At 56.8% G+C, this 18,739-nt stretch carries 12 protein-coding genes; 7 read left to right on the forward strand and 5 right to left on the reverse strand.

The genetic code is table 11. The annotated features are described in order from the left end of the window. Positions 1–208 precede the first annotated feature (208 nt). Entirely contained in the window at positions 209–730 is a 522-nt protein-coding gene (locus J3U88_RS06700; protein WP_207857741.1) for an acyl-CoA thioesterase, read from the forward strand. On the opposite strand, the gene J3U88_RS06705 is transcribed toward J3U88_RS06700, so the two are convergent. The 3 genes from J3U88_RS06705 to J3U88_RS06715 form a co-directional block, all read right to left on the reverse strand. Beyond that, the gene (locus J3U88_RS06705) at positions 724–2,493 is read right to left on the reverse strand and encodes a tetratricopeptide repeat protein (protein ID WP_207857742.1); all 1,770 of its coding nucleotides are present in this window, start codon (positions 2,491–2,493) and stop codon (positions 724–726) included. The genes J3U88_RS06700 and J3U88_RS06705 overlap by 7 nt on opposite strands. A 439-nt stretch (positions 2,494–2,932) precedes the next feature. Continuing rightward, positions 2,933–4,063, reverse strand: a complete 1,131-nt coding sequence (locus tag J3U88_RS06710) for a hypothetical protein (RefSeq protein WP_207857744.1) — start codon at positions 4,061–4,063, stop codon at positions 2,933–2,935. A 26-nt stretch (positions 4,064–4,089) separates the two neighbouring features. Continuing rightward, on the reverse strand, positions 4,090–5,199 hold the full coding sequence (locus tag J3U88_RS06715; protein ID WP_207857746.1) for a hypothetical protein: 1,110 nt from the start codon (positions 5,197–5,199) through the stop codon (positions 4,090–4,092). A gap of 551 nt (positions 5,200–5,750) precedes the next feature. Here J3U88_RS06715 and J3U88_RS06720 point away from each other — a divergent pair. Next, positions 5,751–6,467 (forward strand): RluA family pseudouridine synthase, encoded by a 717-nt coding sequence (locus tag J3U88_RS06720; protein WP_207857748.1) that lies wholly within the window; start codon positions 5,751–5,753, stop codon positions 6,465–6,467. 6 nt (positions 6,468–6,473) lie between these two features. On the opposite strand, the gene J3U88_RS06725 is transcribed toward J3U88_RS06720, so the two are convergent. Continuing rightward, positions 6,474–7,751 (reverse strand): ATP-binding protein, encoded by a 1,278-nt coding sequence (locus tag J3U88_RS06725; RefSeq protein ID WP_207857749.1) that lies wholly within the window; start codon positions 7,749–7,751, stop codon positions 6,474–6,476. Positions 7,752–7,800: 49 nt separating this feature from the next. Beyond that, entirely contained in the window at positions 7,801–10,461 is a 2,661-nt protein-coding gene (locus J3U88_RS06730; protein ID WP_207857751.1) for a putative bifunctional diguanylate cyclase/phosphodiesterase, read from the reverse strand. A gap of 839 nt (positions 10,462–11,300) precedes the next feature. Here J3U88_RS06730 and J3U88_RS06735 point away from each other — a divergent pair. From J3U88_RS06735 to J3U88_RS06760, 5 genes are all read left to right on the forward strand, one after another. Then, the gene (locus tag J3U88_RS06735; protein WP_207857753.1) at positions 11,301–11,840 is read left to right on the forward strand and encodes an LOG family protein; all 540 of its coding nucleotides are present in this window, start codon (positions 11,301–11,303) and stop codon (positions 11,838–11,840) included. Between the two features lie 84 nt (positions 11,841–11,924). Beyond that, on the forward strand, positions 11,925–12,944 hold the full coding sequence (locus J3U88_RS06745; protein WP_279382484.1) for a DUF3179 domain-containing (seleno)protein: 1,020 nt from the start codon (positions 11,925–11,927) through the stop codon (positions 12,942–12,944). A 166-nt stretch (positions 12,945–13,110) separates the two neighbouring features. Continuing rightward, positions 13,111–13,551 (forward strand): globin family protein, encoded by a 441-nt coding sequence (locus J3U88_RS06750; RefSeq protein WP_207857757.1) that lies wholly within the window; start codon positions 13,111–13,113, stop codon positions 13,549–13,551. A 371-nt stretch (positions 13,552–13,922) separates the two neighbouring features. Then, on the forward strand, positions 13,923–14,615 hold the full coding sequence (locus J3U88_RS06755) for an HPF/RaiA family ribosome-associated protein (RefSeq protein WP_207857758.1): 693 nt from the start codon (positions 13,923–13,925) through the stop codon (positions 14,613–14,615). 748 nt (positions 14,616–15,363) lie between these two features. Then, complete coding sequence (locus tag J3U88_RS06760; RefSeq protein ID WP_207857759.1) at positions 15,364–17,280, forward strand: hypothetical protein; 1,917 nt, start codon at positions 15,364–15,366, stop codon at positions 17,278–17,280. The last annotated feature ends 1,459 nt before the right edge of the window (positions 17,281–18,739 follow it).

Genomic DNA, 18,739 nt, shown 5'->3' on the forward strand with positions numbered 1-18,739 from the left:
CTCTCGGTCGTAATCTTCGTACTCACAAGGCTTTCGACTTCTCGCGACGAACCCTTGTGAGAAATGCGGGCTAGGTCGCAAACTTCGTACTCACAACGGTTTCAGCTCCTCGCGACGAATCTTGGTGAGAAACGCGGGCTAAATGGGACAGTTTGTGCCGGCCTGGGTTCGCGGTGGTAGAATTTTGGAAAAACCACGGGGGGACGGGATGGAACGGCAGGAGCCTGAGCATCAGTTGACGATGACGGTGTTGATGACGCCCGATATGGCCAATTTTTCCGGCAATGTGCACGGGGGCGCGATTCTTAAGTTGTTGGACCAAGTGGCATACGCCTGTGCCAGCCGTTTTGCCGGCACTTATGTGGTGACCTTGTCGGTGGATCAGGTGTTGTTTAAGGAAGCGATCCACGTGGGCGAGTTGGTCACCTTTTTGGCGGCGGTGAATTATGTGGGGCGTTCGTCGATGGAAATCGGCATTAAGGTGATTACCGAAAACATTGCCAAACGCACCAAACGCCACGCCAACAGTTGTTTCTTCACCATGGTTGCCGTGGATGAGAACGGGAAACCCACGGCCGTGCCTCATTTAGAGCCGCAAACGCCGGTGGAACAGCGGCGTTGGCGTTGTGCCTCGCTGCGCAAACAGTTGCGCCGCGAGTTGGGCGAGCGGTTTAACGACATTCGCAAGATCGGCGTGGATGATGATTATGCGCCGCCGTTCCCTCACTGAGGGCCGGCCAATAAGCGGTTAATTTGGTCCAGCAGGCGTTGGTTGCCCTGGGCCTCGGCGAGGGTTTTCGCTTGTTGGAGCCGGCTTAAGGCTTCTTCGCCGCGTTGGTCGCGGGCCAGGGCGACCGCCAGCGTGTAGAGGTAAGCCGGGTTGGTACTGTTGCTTGCCGCCACGGCTTTTTCCGCGTAGATAATCGCTTCTTTGATGCTGTGGAGGTTGGGGTCGGGGGCGGCAGAGAGCAGCCAGGCCAGGTTGTTGGCCACGTCGGCGCGACCTGGTTCTTGGCCGAACAATTTGCGGAAGGGTTGCACGGCATCGGCGTAGCGTTGGTCGAGCAAGGCTTGCATGCCGGTGACTCGCAGCGCCTCGGCTTGGTTGGGGATATGGTTGAGGACGCGCTCCGCGTGGGGCAGCGCCTCGGTGAAGCGGTCGTTTTTGGCGTACACCAGCATCAAGCGCAGGTGGGTTTCGTAGACGTTGGGGCGAATGATCAGTGCCTCTTTGTAATGGGTTTCGGCTTCGTCGATGCGATTGGCCTGCATGGCGAGACTGCCGAGAATGACGTGGGCACGGTAGGTGGAACCCGCTTCTTTAATGGCGTTTTGCCACAGGGCTTCTTCCGATTGCCAATGTTTGATGTTCAGGAAGCTGATGCCGATGAAGGTCGCCAAGAAAAGCCCGGTTATGGTGGCAAACCCGGTCGGATTCTTTTTTGGGTTGAGACCGGAGACGTCCAAAACCAAATGGGCAAAAACCAGCGCAGCGGCGAGGGACGGCGTGTAAAGGTAGCGGTCGGCAAGGAAGTAGGGGGTTAAGGGGATGAAGTTGGCCGTGGGCAGCCAGGTCAGGAAAAACCAGGCCGCCGCGATTGCCGCGATCTGCTTTTGTTGACGGAAGATTATCAGACCGGCGAACAGCAGCAAAAGGAGGCCGCCGACAAAGGCGTAGGCGACGCGGTCGTAATCAGGGCGAAGAGGATACTCGGCGGCGAGATTGCCGTAACCCGAGACTTGGTGTAATTGAACCGGGAGATTGGCCAGCACCTGCAATAGCACGCCGCCGTAATGCTGTATTTCACCGCCGTAGAGTTCGCGGACGGCTTGGTTTTGGAACAACCCCTGGTGCGCGGCGAGGGCGACAGCGAGTAAGAGCGGCAGGGCGAACAGCGCGCCTAAAACCCAAGGTTTTTGAAGGTTGGGCCGGTTGAAGGGTTTTTGGCCGGCTTGCCATTGGTACCAAACCCCAAAAAGGAAAACCCCGACCACGGCGATTTCCTTGGCGGCGAAGGCCGCGGCAAAGCAACAGCCCGCAAAAAACAAGTGGGACGGGGATTTGGCGGGGGCGCGCAGCAGCAGGGTTAACCCGAGCGCGATGCCGATAAAAGCCAGGATATCTTTGCGGTTCACAAAGCTGACCACCACTTCCAGGTGAATGGGGTTAACGGCAAAAAAAGCGGCGGTGAGTAAGGCGAGCCAAAAGCGACGGCGCCAGGTAAAAATCAGCGCGTAAACGGAAAGCACCGCGAGGGCGTGGAGCATAAGGTTGGTGAGGTGGTAGCCAAAAGCTTGATCGCCCCAAATGCGGTAATCGAGTAGGTGGAAGGCATAGGTTAAACCGCGTGGACGCAACAGGGCCCGTGCCGGATTTTGGTTGAGGAAGGGTAACTCCTCCATGCGGAAGGCGTCGTCGTAAACAAAACCCAGGCTCAGGCAGGGCCAAAAAACCGCGAATACCAGCAGGAACAGTCCGCCGATTGCCGCCAAGTGGTGCTGTCGTGGGGTGTCCTTCGGTTGGTCATCCAGGATGGCTTGAGGTCCTTTTGGAACGGAGGGGGGTTTTCTAGATTTGCCGGTTTTTTTCGGGGTCACACCAAGTCTCTGTTAAAGCGGATGAATTTGGATTGGCTTTGTTTATTTTAGCCTGGTGGTTGGCTGTGAGCATGAAGAAAGGTGCGGGAATGTTGCTTCACGAGATGCGAGGAATGCTGCTTCATGGGCGAACGGTTGCCATCGGTAAGGAATGGTGACCGGACCGGGACATCCTCGCCATCGTAGGTCCATCAGCCGAGATTTTATCGGGCTTCACGAAACGGGTATGAAGACGTATCTATCCCCGCGTTGGTCCTGGTTTTCTAAGATGCATGAGACACCACCCAACCGGACACCCTTTTTGGCCGTAAGCGATTTTAGATTTTACCGATGCTTACTGGAAAAGAAACGGCGGGTAATCGATGCCGATGCTCATGGAATCGCATTGGGCTTGGATGCTGGGTGTGCAGGGGTCCTCGCTGGGGACGGACATGGAAACGGAGGCGACGCTGCCTGAATCGACTGAAAGTGAGTTGATGCCAAGCGAAGCCAAGCTATGGGAGTTCATCGATACGGAGTCGAAGTTTTGGGAATCGGGCGGACGGCAATCCTCGACCCTGCCGTTGGTGTTCAAGCGCAGGGCGAGGTGGGCGGTGTCGTAGGTGAAACCGGGGCGGTTGATGTCGAGGTAGGCGCGGTCGGCGGCAAGGGAGAGGGTGCTGAAGGTCAGTTCAATGCCGGTCAGTGAAAGGACGGTAGAGACAATCACGCTGCCAATGGCCTTGGCAAGTGCTCGGGGGCCGAATTCGGCCTGTGCCCAGAATTGGCCCTGCGCGGCGAGTTGCTGATCGGCGGTGTGGTTTTGCATGTTCAATGAGAAGGCAACAAAGGTGTTGTAGGGCGCCACGAAACAACAATCGTCATTCAGTGGCAAAGTAATCAAGGTACGAATTTGGGCTGTTTCACGGCGACCTTCGAAAATCAGTTCCCCGGCCGACATCGTGGTTGGCGGAAGGAAGACAAAGGGATCTTGGGAAACGTAGGCGGGGCCGCCGTTGGCACGCCAGGCCCAAAAACGGCCGTAGGGAAACAGGGTATCGGGAAATTCGTTGGGTGTCGGGGTGGCGAATCCACCTTGACCGAGGGTGACGTTCAGGGGACCCGGCACCGTGATGGTCCCGAAACGCGGTTGGGTGAGGATGCGCTGATCGAGGACTTGGCCGGTCTGAAAGTGGACGGCGGGGTTGCGCGTGCTGCACAAGACGTTGGCGGTGTTCAAGCCGAAGCCGCGACCGGTAATTTGCACGGTTTCGCAAACCGTGGCGCCGGCGGGCCGAAAGCTGAAAATGCCGTTGCCGTCGCCGGACAGATTTTTGCGGGGCTGCACGAACCCGAGCACCTGGGGTTGAAAGGTGGCGCCGGCCGCGGCCGCTGAGGTGAGTGAAGCTTTGATGGCCGTGCGGCGATCCATGGTTGCCAATGACTTTTTGGGTTCCCGCCGTGGGTCTTGCTGCTGGTCGTGCATGATGGAAGTCCTTAACCGTGTGATGATTAATTAAAAAGGAAATCGGGGAACTGGGCGTCGATGGATGGGCATTGGCCGACGGGGAAGCTGTTGCTGCAGGAGACGGCTGAATCGGTGACGCTGACGGACGCGGCCGAACCCGAGAGGCTGTTTTTGGCAAGGCTGCCCGGTTGTACCGAGAAAGAGCCAAAGGTGTCGTATCCCGCCGACATGGAGGCAATCGAACTACAGGTTTCGCTGTCGCCGAGGGTGTTGATGCGCAAATCCAAGCTGCCCGCGGTGAAGGAAAAATCGGCGTAGTTGACAATGGCCCAGACTTGGTTGGCGCCTTGGCGAGCATCCACCGTGGTTTGCAAGGTGCGGCCGGTAATCGAGGCGACGGTGGCCTTCAACACGTTGAGGACGGCGGCGGCGAGGGTGACGGCATCTAGTTCGATGTCGTTGAAAAAAGCGCCGCTGGCGGCAATACCCTCGTTGCTGTTGCGCGCAAAGAAGTGGAACCGAATAAAACTGCCTACCGGCAAGCGATGACAACAGGTGTCGTTCAGCGGCAAGCTGAGCAGGGTGGATACCCAGGAATTGGTCATGCCCCCGTTAAAAATTAATTCACCGGGGTTGAGGTCGGGGCGCTGTCGGTAGCGAACGGCATTGACCGCCACGTAAGCTGTTTGGTTGGAGCGCCATGCCCAGAAACGGCCATGAGGCCGCAGGTTGTTGGGGAACGAAGTGGGTGTTTCGTAGCCGCCCTGACCGCGTTGGAGGTACAACCGGTCCGTACCACTGTAGTTGCCGATGTCAACCCGCGCCAGAACGTGCTGGTCGTCGACGAAAACCGGGGTGGTGTGCACGGTTGGTTGGTTGGTGAAGACACAGACATTGGCTTGTTCCAAACCAAAACCGCGCCCGGAAATTTGGATGCCGCTGCAGTCGGTGACGTTGGTTGGCGTAAACGAAAAGATCCCATTGCCGTCGCCGGATAAATTTTTGCGGGGTTCGACAAAACCCAAAACTTGGGGTTGGAATGTGGCGCCGGCCGCCGCCGCCGAAGTTAGCGAGGCTTTGATGGCGGTGCGCCGATCCATTTTTCCCCCGCGGGAGGGGTTCGGCCGGTCTTCCGACGGAGAATGGGTGCTCATGGGGTTCCACCTTCTTTTGGGGGATTGATCTGTTGCGTAAAGGACGGTGACCGAGGCGACGGGTCCCGTGTAAGCAGCCGAAGAATCCCAGGGTCACCCACGGCCAAAACAGGCTTGGGCCGGTTGGGGTGGTGTGTGTTTCGTTTTTCGGCTTGTGCCATGAAACCAACTCAAGGTGGGATTCGGTGACCAGACAATGGGTCCTGACGCGGGTGCTCGTGGGCGGGTTTTCGGGTTGGGTTCGGGCTGGAGCCCGGACCATTTCGCAATACGACCGCGTGTTGTTGCGGGTCGCATCGCACCAACCTAAATAGAGCCATGTGAAGTCATGATTTTCCTATCGTCTTTTTTTTCGAAGAACATCACCAAAAGGATGATTTTTATTGGGAATAAAAGGTTTATGACGTGAGAATTCAAGCCGGAATTCTCTTGGCCTCGCCCCCTTTTCGGCAGGCCCGCCGTGACAAAGTGCCGCGCTAGGCAGTGGTATCGGCCGCCCTTTCCCGGTAAAATGCCCGCGGCGCCCCCGGTGGGCGGCCGCGGAGGTGCTTTTGAAATCACGATCCAATCTTTCCGTCGTCTACCACGACAATCACCTACTGGTGGTCAACAAGCCGGCAGGCTTGTTATCCCAAGCCGACGAAACGGGTGATATCGACCTGCTTACCCTTGCAAAAAGCTGGGTTAAAGACACTTATCAGAAGCCTGGCCAGGTTTATTTGGGTTTGGTTCATCGTTTGGATCGTCCTGCTTCCGGCCTGATGGTGCTGGCGCGAACCTCCAAGGCCGCCGCCCGGCTTACCCGCCAGTTCCAGGCGCGCACACCCCATAAGCGTTATTGGGCACTACTTCAAGGCCGTTTGGACGGCGCGGGACGTTGGGAAGATTACCTCATCAAATCCGGGCGGGTGGTTTCGGTGGTCTCCCAAAAAAATCCCAAGGCGAAATACGCGGCCCTGCGGTGGCGGGCGCTTGCATACCATAAGGACACGACCCTAGTGGCGGTGGAACTGGAAACGGGCCGACCCCACCAAATTCGGGTCCAATTCGCGTCACGGGGGTTCCCGTTGTTGGGTGATTTGCGCTACCGCGCCACGCGTCGCTTCGACGGCGAAAACCTCGCCCTCCATTGCTTTCAGCTTGGCTTGGAACACCCGACCCGACGCGAGCCGATGCGCTGGGAGCAGGATGCGCCGGCGACCTGGTCCGATTGGTTTGCCGAGGTGCGCGCGGCAGTGTTACGGGACTCAAGCGAGGAACATGGTTAGCGCCGCTTATTGTTCCGCGCGAATGCGACCGGGCTGCTTGGCGGGGAGGCGCATGGTGAAGGTGGTGCCCACGCCTTTTTCGCTGACCACTTCAATGTCGCCGCCCATCATGCGACAGAATTTGCGGCTCAGGTACAAACCCAGACCGGTGCCGGTATGTTTGCCACCCTCGCCGACTTGGTTGTACTCCTGAAACAATTGGGCGACCTCATCCTGACTCATACCGATGCCGTTGTCCGAAACGGCGAACAAAACGTAGTCCTTGCCCTCGCTCTCCACCACGCTGACGGACAAAACGACCTCGCCGTGATCGGTGAATTTACAGGCGTTGCTCATGAGGTTGATGAGGGCTTGGCGAACCTTGAGGGTGTCGGCTTCAATGCGGCTGAGGTTTTCCGGGCAAATCACCTGGACCTGGTTGTCGTTGACCAGTGCCAGCGGCTTGACCATGCCGCTGATGTCCTCGAGTAGGGTCGGCACGGAAATGGACTCCACGTGTAGGTCCATGCGTTTGGCTTCCATTTTTGAAAAATCGAGGATGTTGTTAATCAGGTTCAACATGTGGCGGCCGGCGACCTGGATGCGTTTCAAGTCGCCGATGTTTTCCACCGTTTTGCTTTCCATGATTTCTTCTTCCACCAATTCCGTGTACCCCAGAATGGCATTGAGGGGGGTGCGCAACTCGTGGCTCATGCTCGCCAGCAAGTCTTCCCGTTCCTTGGGGTTGCTTTGCGACATGGCGAGCTGGAAGGCCTCGGTGAGGTCGGCGGTTTGCTGCAAGTTTTTGTTGAGCAGGTTGGTGGTTTGACGCAGGCGCAAGCTGGTCTGGCGGGCGATTTTTTTGAGGATTTTGATGTAAACGGCGGGCGCCCGCTCCGCCATGGAGTTGAGGTTGGATTCGGAGAACAGGATCAGGGTGGCGCGCGCGACCACTTGAATCGAGGCCGAAATGGGTTGGCCGTCGAGGAGCGCCATTTCACCGACCGCGCTGCCCGGTTCAATCGCGGTGATGCGCTGCATACCGCCGGCCTCATTTTTTTTGAGAATGTCGAGTCGTCCTTCGACGAGCAGGAAAAGACGGGGCATGGTTTCGCCTTCCTGCATCAAAAACACACCAATTTCGGCGACCACCACTTGGGCTTGATCCGCGACAAGAAGCAGGTCGTCTCGTGAAAATTCGCGAAACATATCCGTGCATTGCAGCATGGCTGAAATGCGCGGACCGTCGCCGACTTGGGCCAAAATCGAACGCAATCCCTCGGGTAGTTCTTGCGTATTCACCATTTCCCGTTACCCCCTATCCACCTGGGTTCTCGGCCGCGAAACGGGCCGCTCACTGCGTGTCGGCCGCCTCGGAAACGGGCTGTCCCCGCGGTGTGTTGTTGGCTGGTTGAAGTTCGTGGTTTTTTTGCACGTAGGCGACAAAGTCAGCAGCGGGGACGGGTGGGCTACAGTAATAACCCTGAATTTCATCACAGCCCAGTTTGCCCAAGAGTTCGTACTGAGCCTCGGTTTCAACGCCCTCGGCCACCAGCCGTAGGTTCAAGCTGTGGGCCATGGCGATAATGGAACCGATAATGGCGCGGTCATCCTCATTATCGAGGATGCCGTTGATAAATGAGCGGTCAATTTTTAAGGTATGGATCGGGAAACGTTTGAGGTAGGCCAGCGATGAGTAGCCGGTACCAAAGTCGTCCACCGAAATCTTGATGTTCATGCGCTCCAAATCCTTGAAGATAGCAATCGCATGGTCCACATCGGCCATCACGGCGCTTTCGGTGAGTTCTATTTTCAGCAAACGTGCTTCAAGGCCCGCCTCTTCCAGCAATGCCTGGGTGACATGGGCCAAATCTTGGCGTTGTAATTGGCGTGCGGAAATGTTCACGGCCACGGTGATTTCCGGCAAACCCATGTCGCGCCAAACGACGGCTTGGCGACAGGCGGTGCGCAGGGCCCACTCCCCAATCGGCAGGATCAGGCCGGTTTCCTCGGCGATGGGAATGAATTCACCCGGGGAAATCATGCCGCCGTCGCTTTTGCGCCACCGAATCAGTGCCTCGGCACCGATGACCCGGTCGGTTTCGGAAGACAAAATGGGTTGGTAATAAAGTTCGAATTCATCGCGTTCAATCGCGGTGCGCAGGCTGCTTTCGATGTCCATCGCCGAGACGGCTTTTTCGTGCATTTCCTTGTCAAATACCGCGTAACGCGCCTTGCCCAAGGTTTTGGCACGGTACATGGCGATGTCGGCGTCACGGATGACGGCTTCCGCGCTTTTGTAGTCCAAATTGCCTTGGGTCAAGCCGATGCTGCAGGAGATATGGACCTCCTTGCCTTTGAGGTGGAAGGGTTCCTTGATAGAAACCTCGATGCGCTGAACAACGCGAATGACCTCCTCGATTTCCATGATGTTCTCCAGGAGGATGGAGAACTCATCGCCGCTGAGGCGGGCCACGGTGTCGCCCGGCCGCACGGTTTCATTGAGACGGTCGGAGACTTCGATCAGCAACTGGTCGCCGACGAGGTGGCCCATGGTGTCGTTGACGGCTTTGAAGCGGTCGAGGTCGAGGAACAACACCGCAAAGTTGTATTCGTGGTAGCGCTTGCACTTTTGAATGGCGTGTTCCAAGCGGTTTTTGAACAAAATACGGTTGGGCAGATCGGTGAGGCGGTCGTAAAACGCGTCGTGGCGCAGTTGGTCCTCGGCCTTTTGGCGGGCGAAATAGTTGGCCAGCAGTTCAGAGACGAAAAACAACATGCGAATGCCCGTCGACGGCCAGGTCTGTTCGTTTTGCATGTCGAAGAACCCGATAAAGCCGATGGTTTCATCATCAACCGTGCGGACCGGCAAAAACAAAAAGGCTTTGAACCCGATCTCGCTGAAAAAGGTCCGTTCCGCGTCCGCCGATTCGGGAAGGTCGCGCAGGGACTCCGCCGCCAGGGGTTCGTTGGCACGCACCCGTTCGTACCACCAGGGAAAATGAATCAGTTCCAGGCCGATAAACGCCTTTACCGCCGCCTCGCCGTTGGCCTCCGGGGCGTGCCATTGAAAGGTGTTGGCGATCTCCAGCTTGCCTTTCTTGAACAAGGCGATGAAGGCGTGATCCACGCTCATGACCTCGGCCAACAGTTCGAGGAAGCTGTCAAAACGCGGCGCGTGGGGGAGGGTTAGCATACCGGATGCTTTGCCGAGGGTTTCCTCCATGTGCAGGCGTTTGCGGACTTCCCATTCGGCGAGGTTGCGTTCTTCAATTTCGCTTTCCAGGCGGCGGTTGGTTTCCTGCAAGGTGTCGTTTTGGCGGGCGAGGTCGGCTTCCAGCGCTTGGTTCGCCGCCAAAAGTTTCGCGCGGCGCACTTGGAATACCACGAAGGAAACCATCGTGAGTAACGAGAGAAAAATCAGGCTGCGGAACCACAGGGTGGCCGCGCCCTGCTCGAGGAGGCCGATTTTGGTGGTCCAGTTACCCACCTCTTTTTGGAAGGCACGTCGTTGCGCGTCCATGAACGCGTTGCGTGCTTCCAGCCAAGCCCGGTGCTCGCGTTCATAACGGGTTTGTGCTTCCACGAGTGCTGTTTCTTGTTCGCGAGGAACGACGTCCCGAGCGCGAACCTCCTGAAGGCGCAGCACCATTTCGCGGTTCATGTCGTTGTAGCGACGGGCCGCATCACGGAAGCGGCGCAGTTCCGGCATGGGCGTGATTTGGTTGAGTTCCACGCTTGCGGCATCCATTTTGGTAAAGAAGTCCCGGGCCTCCTCGGCGGTGTCCTTGTCTCCGTGGTGCAGCGCGTGGCGGTAATGGAGTTCCATTTGGGCGGCGTTGTCCGAGATGCGATTGAGGATGTCGTTCCACTGGCGCTTTTGCGTCAAGGTGTGGCTCATGGTATCCGACAGTTTGGGGCCGTGATGGCGGCTGATCGCCAACTCGATAAACGGAAAGGAAACCAGGAGGAGCAACAACAGCAGGGTTTTTTTGGAAATTGAACGCCAGAGCAAGCGGGACGCCCCTTTTTAGGCCGTGGTTGCACGGCGGCGGAGTCAAATTCGCGCGACGGTTTTCACCGATGGGTACCGACATGGTTCGCCGGGGGAACCCATGGGGGATCGCGTTGGAAACGCGGGTTAACGCGCGGCCCGAAAATTTCGCGTGATGCCCATGGGTGCGAACTTCTCGGTTTCAGGTCATGTAATGTCTGTCGTCATTTTGGCTTGGTGCATTAACTTATGGGCGGAAAAACCGGTTCGCCCGCAATTCTCACAAGGAATTCTGCTACGAAGCCGAAAGCCATGCGTTTAGGAGGGGGCGGCCATCCGCGGGGCGGCCATCCGCGGGGCGGCCATCCGCGGGGCGGCCATCCGCCTTACTCGGCCGAACCGTCTTCGCCTCAGCTGCTACGCCGAAAGGTCGGCCCCGCGAAAGGTCGGCCCCGCGAAAGGTCGGCCCCGCGAAAGGTCGGCCCCGCGAAAGGTCGGCCCCGCGAAAGGTCGGCCCCGCGAAAGGTCGGCCCCGCGAAGGGTCGGCCCCGCGAAAGGTCGGCCCCGCGAAAGGTCGGCCCCGCGAAAGGTCGGCCCCGCGAAGGGTCGGACCCCTGTGCCGTCTCTTGGTCGTAATCTTCGTACCCACTAGGCGTTCTGTTTCTCGCGACGAATTCTTGTGAGAATTGCGGGCTAGGGTTGGGGCAGCTCCCATCGGCAAGCGCTTCCCCGCTTGCCCCAATTCCTGCTTTTTGCTTGAATCAACCCACATCAAGGACCCCGCCGCACCGGCCTTGCGGTTGGGTGCGTGTTTGACAAAAAAGCAGTTAGCCCGTTTGGCTGAGAAGGAACCACGCAACATGAAAACCCTATGTGTCTTTTGTTCTTCGAGCAATAACCTGGATGCCAAGTATGTTCAATCCGCTGATGAGACCGGTGACCTGATTGTGGATCAGGGGTGCCGATTAATGTGGGGCGGGGGTCGCGTGGGCATGATGGGTCGGGTTGCCGATCAGGTGAAACGCCGCGGTGGTGAGGTGATCGGTGTGATTCCCGAGCGTTTGCGCGCCCGTGAGGTTGCCTTTGAGGGTGCCGACGAAATGATCATTACCACCGGCATGGCCGACCGAAAAACCGAAATGATCGAACGCTCCGACGCCTTTATTACGCTTGCCGGGGGGATGGGTACCCTGGACGAGGTGCTGGAAGTGATCACCTTGCGTCAGCTCGGCTACCACGACAAACCCATTTGGTTCGTCAACACCGACGGCTTCTACGATACCTTGCTGGCCTTTTTCGACCAACTGCAACAGGCCGGCTTCTTGTACCAGAGCGAACGGCCGATGTACGAAATCGTTGCGTCCCCCGCGGCATTGGCCAAGCGAATTGCTGCTTTGTGACGTTTTTTTTCGCCGCGAGGAATAAACCGCTGGGAGCCGGCGTTTTCCGTCTGGACCTCAATGGCACAAACCGAGGAGAATTTTATGTTGAAGTACCTGACGCTGCTGTTGGTCGGGGCCTTTTTCGGGTTGCCGCTTCCCGCGCAAGAAGCGGGTTTTCGAACCCTGGAAGATCTCAAGCAGCAACCCGGCTTTAGCAAGCTGTTGGATCGCGGCAAAATTCCCGCCGTGTACCAGCCTACCTTCGTTCAGGGCAAAGACGCCGACATGCCCGCGGATGCGTGGGTGATCGGTGTGTATCACGGCGGCGAAGCCAAGGCCTATTCAATCAACTTACTCAACAAACACGAAATCGTTAACGATTTCGTCGGCGATAAACCCATTGCCACCACCTGGTGACCCCTCGCCAATACGGCCGTCGTGTACGACCGCAAGGTGGATGGAAAAGTACTTGAGTTCAATACGTCCGGGGCGCTCTACCACAACGCGCTGGTGATGATGGACGACCAAACAGACTCGTTTTGGGCGGTGATTTCGTCCGAGGCCGTCGGCGGACCCATGCAAGGGCGCGGCCTCATCGAATTACCGATTTCGCAAAAAACCCGTTGGGATGCCTGGCTGGAAAAATATCCGGCGACGATGCTCCTTCAGGTCGACGGCAAGGTACATTCCGCCGACAATCCCTATGACAACTACTTCCACAACGACAAACCCTTCCGACCGGTAAAAGACCCTGACAAACGTTTACCACTGAAAGAACCGGTATACGGTTTCAAATTGGACGGAACCGTCTTCGCGCTTCGCCACAAGACCTTGGCGGGGGGTTGGGTTGGCAAAGCAGGTAAGGTGGCGGTGGTCTTGTTTCGCCATGACGACGACGTTGTTTACCGGTCGACCCGTGCCTACCGGCTGGTCGTTCAGGGTCAAGCCGTTCAGCTCAAGAAAGAGGGTGTCGATTGGGTTTCGCCCCAATACGGTGCCTTGGATCCAACGACGGGTCGGTTTGCCGACGGCAAAACGGTGTTGGCGCCCTTGGGCGGCATGGATACCTTTTGGTACATCTGGAGCGAATACCACAAAGGGGTGACGTTGCTCGGTCGCTAATCCGTCATGGGCTCAATGGATGGGAGCGCCGAACCCGCAACCAACGGGTTCGGCGTCTGCGTCTCAGGGCTTGTTTGGTGTTTGTGGGCCTGACCATACTGGTATATCCACAAAATTAAGGGTTCTTGGATAGTGCTTCGATAAGGTTTTTCAAAAAGGAAAAGCCATGAGGCCACCTCATCCCGTTTATGAAAGTTTGATACGTATTACCAATGAAAGTCACGCCGGTTGGCGATTTTTTCTGGGGACCTTCTATAGCCGCTTTATGAATGAATCGCCGGAAATTCGCGATATGTTCGATGGGATTGATATCGAGCGGCAAATCCAGATGCTTCAGATTTCGCTCCAGGCCATTCTTCACGTTGGTTCTCAGTCCGATATACCCATTGGTTTTGAAGAGCTTGCAGAAAAACACGGGCCGGATGGACTCAATGTGCAAGTTCGTCATTTTCACATGTGGATGAACTGTTTTCTGGCCACGGTTGAAGAGCTCGATCCTGACTGCGACAGCCGAACCATGAAGGCATGGCGGCATGCATTACAAACGGGAATTGATTACATGGTGCGACTATCCGGGGTTGCCGGAGAATCTCGTGTTTTCGAATGAATTAGGCTAAATGATTTATCTTTAATAGTATTGTTTGTGATTGTTAAAGTGTTTTCTGTTTCCTTTTTTTGGGTTTTTTCCTTAGGTGTTCCGAGTGAATCAGGAGGGTACCCATGGGATGCGTAGGAATCCGCCTGCCGTGGTAGGGTGCGGAAAATGACGCTGATCGCGGAAAATTACCAAGCGGACCGGGCTTGAACGTGGTTTCCTAAGCAGAGGAAAGCGTGAGATTTTTCTTTAAGCATATACAAATAAAGGGTTTGTATTTGGTGAGGAGAAGCCGGCACGGCCTGTGCTCTATGGGTGGGTGAACACTCCGCTACGGCGATGAACACCAACCGGCCGATCCGTCGACCAAGAAAGGGGACCCTATGAACACCACCAAAACCAACATGACGGTTGTTTTCCGCACACACAACTACGAATTAGGCGGCCGCAATCGCACGCGCCTTGAAGGCGAAGCCGGCAAGCTTGAAGATCTTGTCGCCGATTTTCCCGTTGCCGACCTCCACGTTGACATCCACGAATATCCCAAGGGCGGGTTCCACGTAAAAACAGCTTTGCGTTTGCCAAACGACACCTTGTTTACCGGTGACCGGCACCTGGACATGCACAGTGCCTACCTGCGTTGCATCCGCAAGTTGATGTTGAAGGTCAAAACCTACAAAGCCAAATTATCAGGCGAGCATCGTTACCACAAAACGCCTGAAATGGGCGAGGTTCCGGTGGTAACCCCGGATGCGGCGTCATTGGAACGTTTGGACCAGGCCGTGGAAGCCGGTGATTACCGTGCATTTCGCGAAGGGCTGACGCCCTGGGAGCCGGAATTGGGCGCCGCGGTCGCCCGTTATTGTGAAAACGACACCCATGCCGCGCTCATGATCGGCCATGGTTTTAACCAAAGTCATTTGCTGGAAGAAGTGGTGCTTAACGCGTTCGAGCAATACAGCGAGCGCGGTCGCAACAAGTTGGATCTGTGGTTGCAGGACCTGATTGACACGTCTTTTGGCAAATTGGTCGCCGACCCTAAGTTTGAACGCCATCGCATCGAAGTGATGCGCTAAGCCGCGACGCCGGCGTGCGTTGCCACCAACCTTTTGCATTGCTCCTCCGGGCGTCATGAAAGCAGCATGACGCCGCGGTATTCTCGACGCTCGCGGGTTGTCCCTATGATGGGTAGGAACAACCCGCTTTTTTTGTGCCCGGTTGCCAACGCATCCGTTCGCTTGCAGTGTTTCAAGCGATTTTCCATCACCGCACGGCGCGAACCATGAATCGGCGAGGGGCCAAAACGTGTCGGCTCCCTCAAGGAGACGATCATTCGTGACATCCTGTATGAGGGCTCCTTGTCGGCCATAGATGCTGTCACGAAAAGGGCTCGGTCGGCAAACGAATGGGGCGGTGAAAATAATCCAACTTTAGTGGTTGGTCTGATCGATTAAGCAGCAGTTTTAAAGATTTATTTTGTTTGCTGCGAATTTCTATCGGCAATCTTTTTGCGAAATTCTTAGCCTGTTTATTTTCTGTTTGGGTTTAATATTCGGAATCACCCAAAGGAAAGAACGATCTCTCCCAAGGAGATCACACGCCAAAGCCCTTGTCCTTTTTCCCGGTCAGGTGCGCGCTCGCGTTGCGCCCAGCCTACTGGAAGGCCTCGCATTTTTCCTTTCGCTTCCACCCATCGTTCGCCGTGGGCACACCGGCCGGCTTTGATTCTGATCCATTAGGCTGCTTCTCCGGCAAACCAGCGATGGGTCACCCCTCTATTTTTCTTTCTTAAGCTAAATCTTCCTATACCTGCTAGGAGCCTTTATGACCCGCGATTTCATTTTTGAACGTCGCTGTGCCGCCTCATGTACGCGCGTTCGTTTGCTGTTGGGCCTTTTGTTTTTTGTTTGCCCTTTTCAATTTAATCTGGCGTTTCAGGAGGAAACCCAACATCTGAACCCCGCCGTTACCGGAACCGTGGCCGGCGTGATTCCGCTTTCTTCCGACGCGGATCACCTGGGCCTTAACATCGCCGCGCCCTATTCCAGTGTCAACGAATTCACCGGAAAACTTCAGGTTAGCCTTGACCCAATCGGTGTTCCCGAGCTGAGCATTCGCCCGATTTACAAGGCCTACCAGCAAAAGGTCTGCAATGACGAAAGTGGTTTCCGGCTCTGTCCGATGAACGAACCCGACACCGGTTCCGTGATCGGCGAGGGTTGGAACCTTCATTTCGGGTATATCATCGCGCGCAACGCAATCTACGGTGCCCCCGGTTCGAGCGATTGGGAGCGGGTTCGTTTTGTGGACACCGCCGGGAATGTCACCACCTTCGGCCGCGACGGCGTATTCCAAGCAGACCCGCAAGACGGCGGCGCCTCGGATCACTGCGCGGCAGGTGGCTGCGTGCCCAACCAAGCCGACGTCCACTTCATCGATGACCAACTTCGCCGAATCAGCCGCGGGCGACGCTCGGACGGCTCCAGTTTGCAGGGGTTTTCGTATTTTCCCTATGTGCTTTCGGACCCGAACGGTCAGAAAACCGAATATCGGGCAACCCGTTATGTCACCAACCCAGCCAATGCAAGCAGTGTGACCTTTTACCCCACACAGATTTGGTCGCCGAGCGGCCGGTTGCTGCGCATTGATTACGTTGGTGGAACCGATCCAGACGGTACGCTCCCCGACTTTCCCCGCATAGAGAGGGTCACGGACGAAAACGGCCGAAGTTTGGTGTTCCATTACCAGGGCAATCTTCTTGAGCGCATTACGTTGGCAGCCGGACAAAACACCAAGCTGCTGAAGCGGTTCACCTACCGCCAGATCTCAGCGGGCGGTACTTCCCACACCACGCTTCACAAGGTGATCACGCCCGAGGGTTACGAAACGGTTTTCACCATGGAAGACGTCGGTGAGCGCAAGCCCCTACTTACGGCTTTGACCCTGCCAACCGGTGGCACCGTTCACTACCAATACGACACCCAACGTTTTGAGTACCTCCAACCGGATGCGCGTGATTGCACAAACCGCCGTGTTGATGATTGCGTGACGCTGGAACCTCGCTACCGGTTTTTTACCCGAATCAGTGGGATCAGCCACGGTGGCGGCCGTTACGCTTTTGATTACCGCCAGTGGTCGGTTGAGGAAGAACGGCAAAGCGCAACCGGTCAAGGCGCACTGGACGTGACCGTTACCCAAACGAACGGCGCCCATGCTTTCCAGCGCACCACCACCTACATCAACACCCCACTTCTTGAAACCAACTACCGGGTTTTCACGGATGGGTACCTGGTTGGCCGTCCGCGCGCCAAGCAAACCTCATACCGTGGCACGACCCTCAACGAATCCTGGCGTTACACCCCGGAACTGAGCATCGCCGCGCACGCGGGGGGCGACAACGTCTCGGTCAGCGCCGTTCGCCAATACGCGCAACAGATTACGGTCAATGGCTCGACACCAACTACGATTATTCCTGGTTCGAAAGCGGGAATTGGCAACCCGGTAACTTCCGCGAGGCATTTCTCCAACCGGTCAAGATCACCCGCCAGGCCCGTGGTGGCAACGTTTCATTGGTGCGTGAATTCGATTATGACCACCGCTTTGTCGCCAATTTCGGCTGGGATGACAACACCACCCTTCATCAATATGCCTTGGCCCTGCTCACCAGCGACCAACAAACGCTGGTTGAGGTCGACCGCGAAACCTTGCTTGGCCGAACAAGCTACCGCTACGAGGGCGTAAACGTCCCCTTCCCCACCAAAGTTGAACACTGGCAAGACAGCACCACCTATCGCACCGAGCGCTACAGCTACATCCAGGAGGGAAACAATCGCGGGCGTTTGCGCACCGCCAAACGCCTCGGTCAACGTGGGCTGACGACCTACAACAGCTACCAATACGGCCAGGCGGCAAGCATTAGCTTGCCCGAGGGTGAGTCGATTTCGCGAACCGTCGATTTTGATGGGACCATCGCCAACGAAACCATCAACGGCGTCACCACCGTTTACGGCTACGACGCCGACCTTCGCTTGACCAGCGTTCAGGTCCCCGCGACCGCGCCGTTGATGACCGAGTTCTCGCCGCCGGGGACGTTGCCCGCCACGGCGGCGACCTTTTACGAATTGGGCCAAGGGCTCCGCCTGGCCGAGGATCAGCCTTTCCCGATTGCGACGCGAACCATCGCGGAACGGGTTCCGGTTGAGACGGTGACCCTGGATGATTGGGGCCGCGTTCATCTGGAAACGCGCCAAACTTCGCCAAGCCACATCTACACCCGTACCCATGGCTATTCACCGCTCGGAACCAAGGAAGCCCTGGAAGCGGAAAACGGCCGTTGGACCTACCACCTTGACGTGTATGGACGACCAACCCGCGCCGAGCACGAGGATATACGGGACGGTTTGGTGTTGCTGCAAACGGATTTCCAATACGCAACCAAGGCAGACGGGGCCACGGTCGTGACCGAAACGACCGTGGCGCGGACCCGAGATTACAGCAGCCTGCCGATTGAACCCCGGCTCCCAGGGACGCGGGTTTCCACGGTAACCAGGACCAGTGAAACGGATCTCGCCACACGGCTGGTGCGTGCCGAAACCAACGGACAACCGGTGATTTTTGACTATGCGCCGCACACCAACGGTGTGGAAATCACCACGCGGCCTTATGACGACCCATCCATGGAACGTGTCACGGTCACCAATCTCTTGGGTGACCTGGTCGCCGAAAACCATCCCGAAATCGAACACCCGATTCATTACGACTACGATGCGGACGGCCTGCTTGAGGAGCAATACCACGGCGGGATCAATGACAAAAAAATGCGGCGGGTGTTTCGTTACGACGATGCAGGGCGTTTGGTTGAGAAGTTGGGTTCCACGCTGGAAGCACCCGGTGTTTTACAGCCGCTCTCTTCGTTCACCTTTGACCCGCTCGGTCGTTTGATTGAGGCCACCCAATTCAACAACCACCAATACCCGGTAACCATCACCTACGACGCGTTCGACAGCGCCAACCGGGTACAGACATACCAGGTGTTCATCCCCCAAATCGAACACACCGATTTCAGCAGCGTGCCTTACCGTGACCTGGGTGGCTCACGGCGATACCGGGTTTCCCTGAATTACGAGGCGCTTGGCCGCGTGTCGGCCATCCAACACGCCAACGGCGGCTATACCGGCTACAGCTATGAATTCGATGCCTC

Origin of the sequence: Acanthopleuribacter pedis, assembly GCF_017377855.1 — a bacterium.
GTDB lineage: Bacteria > Acidobacteriota > Holophagae > Acanthopleuribacterales > Acanthopleuribacteraceae > Acanthopleuribacter > Acanthopleuribacter pedis.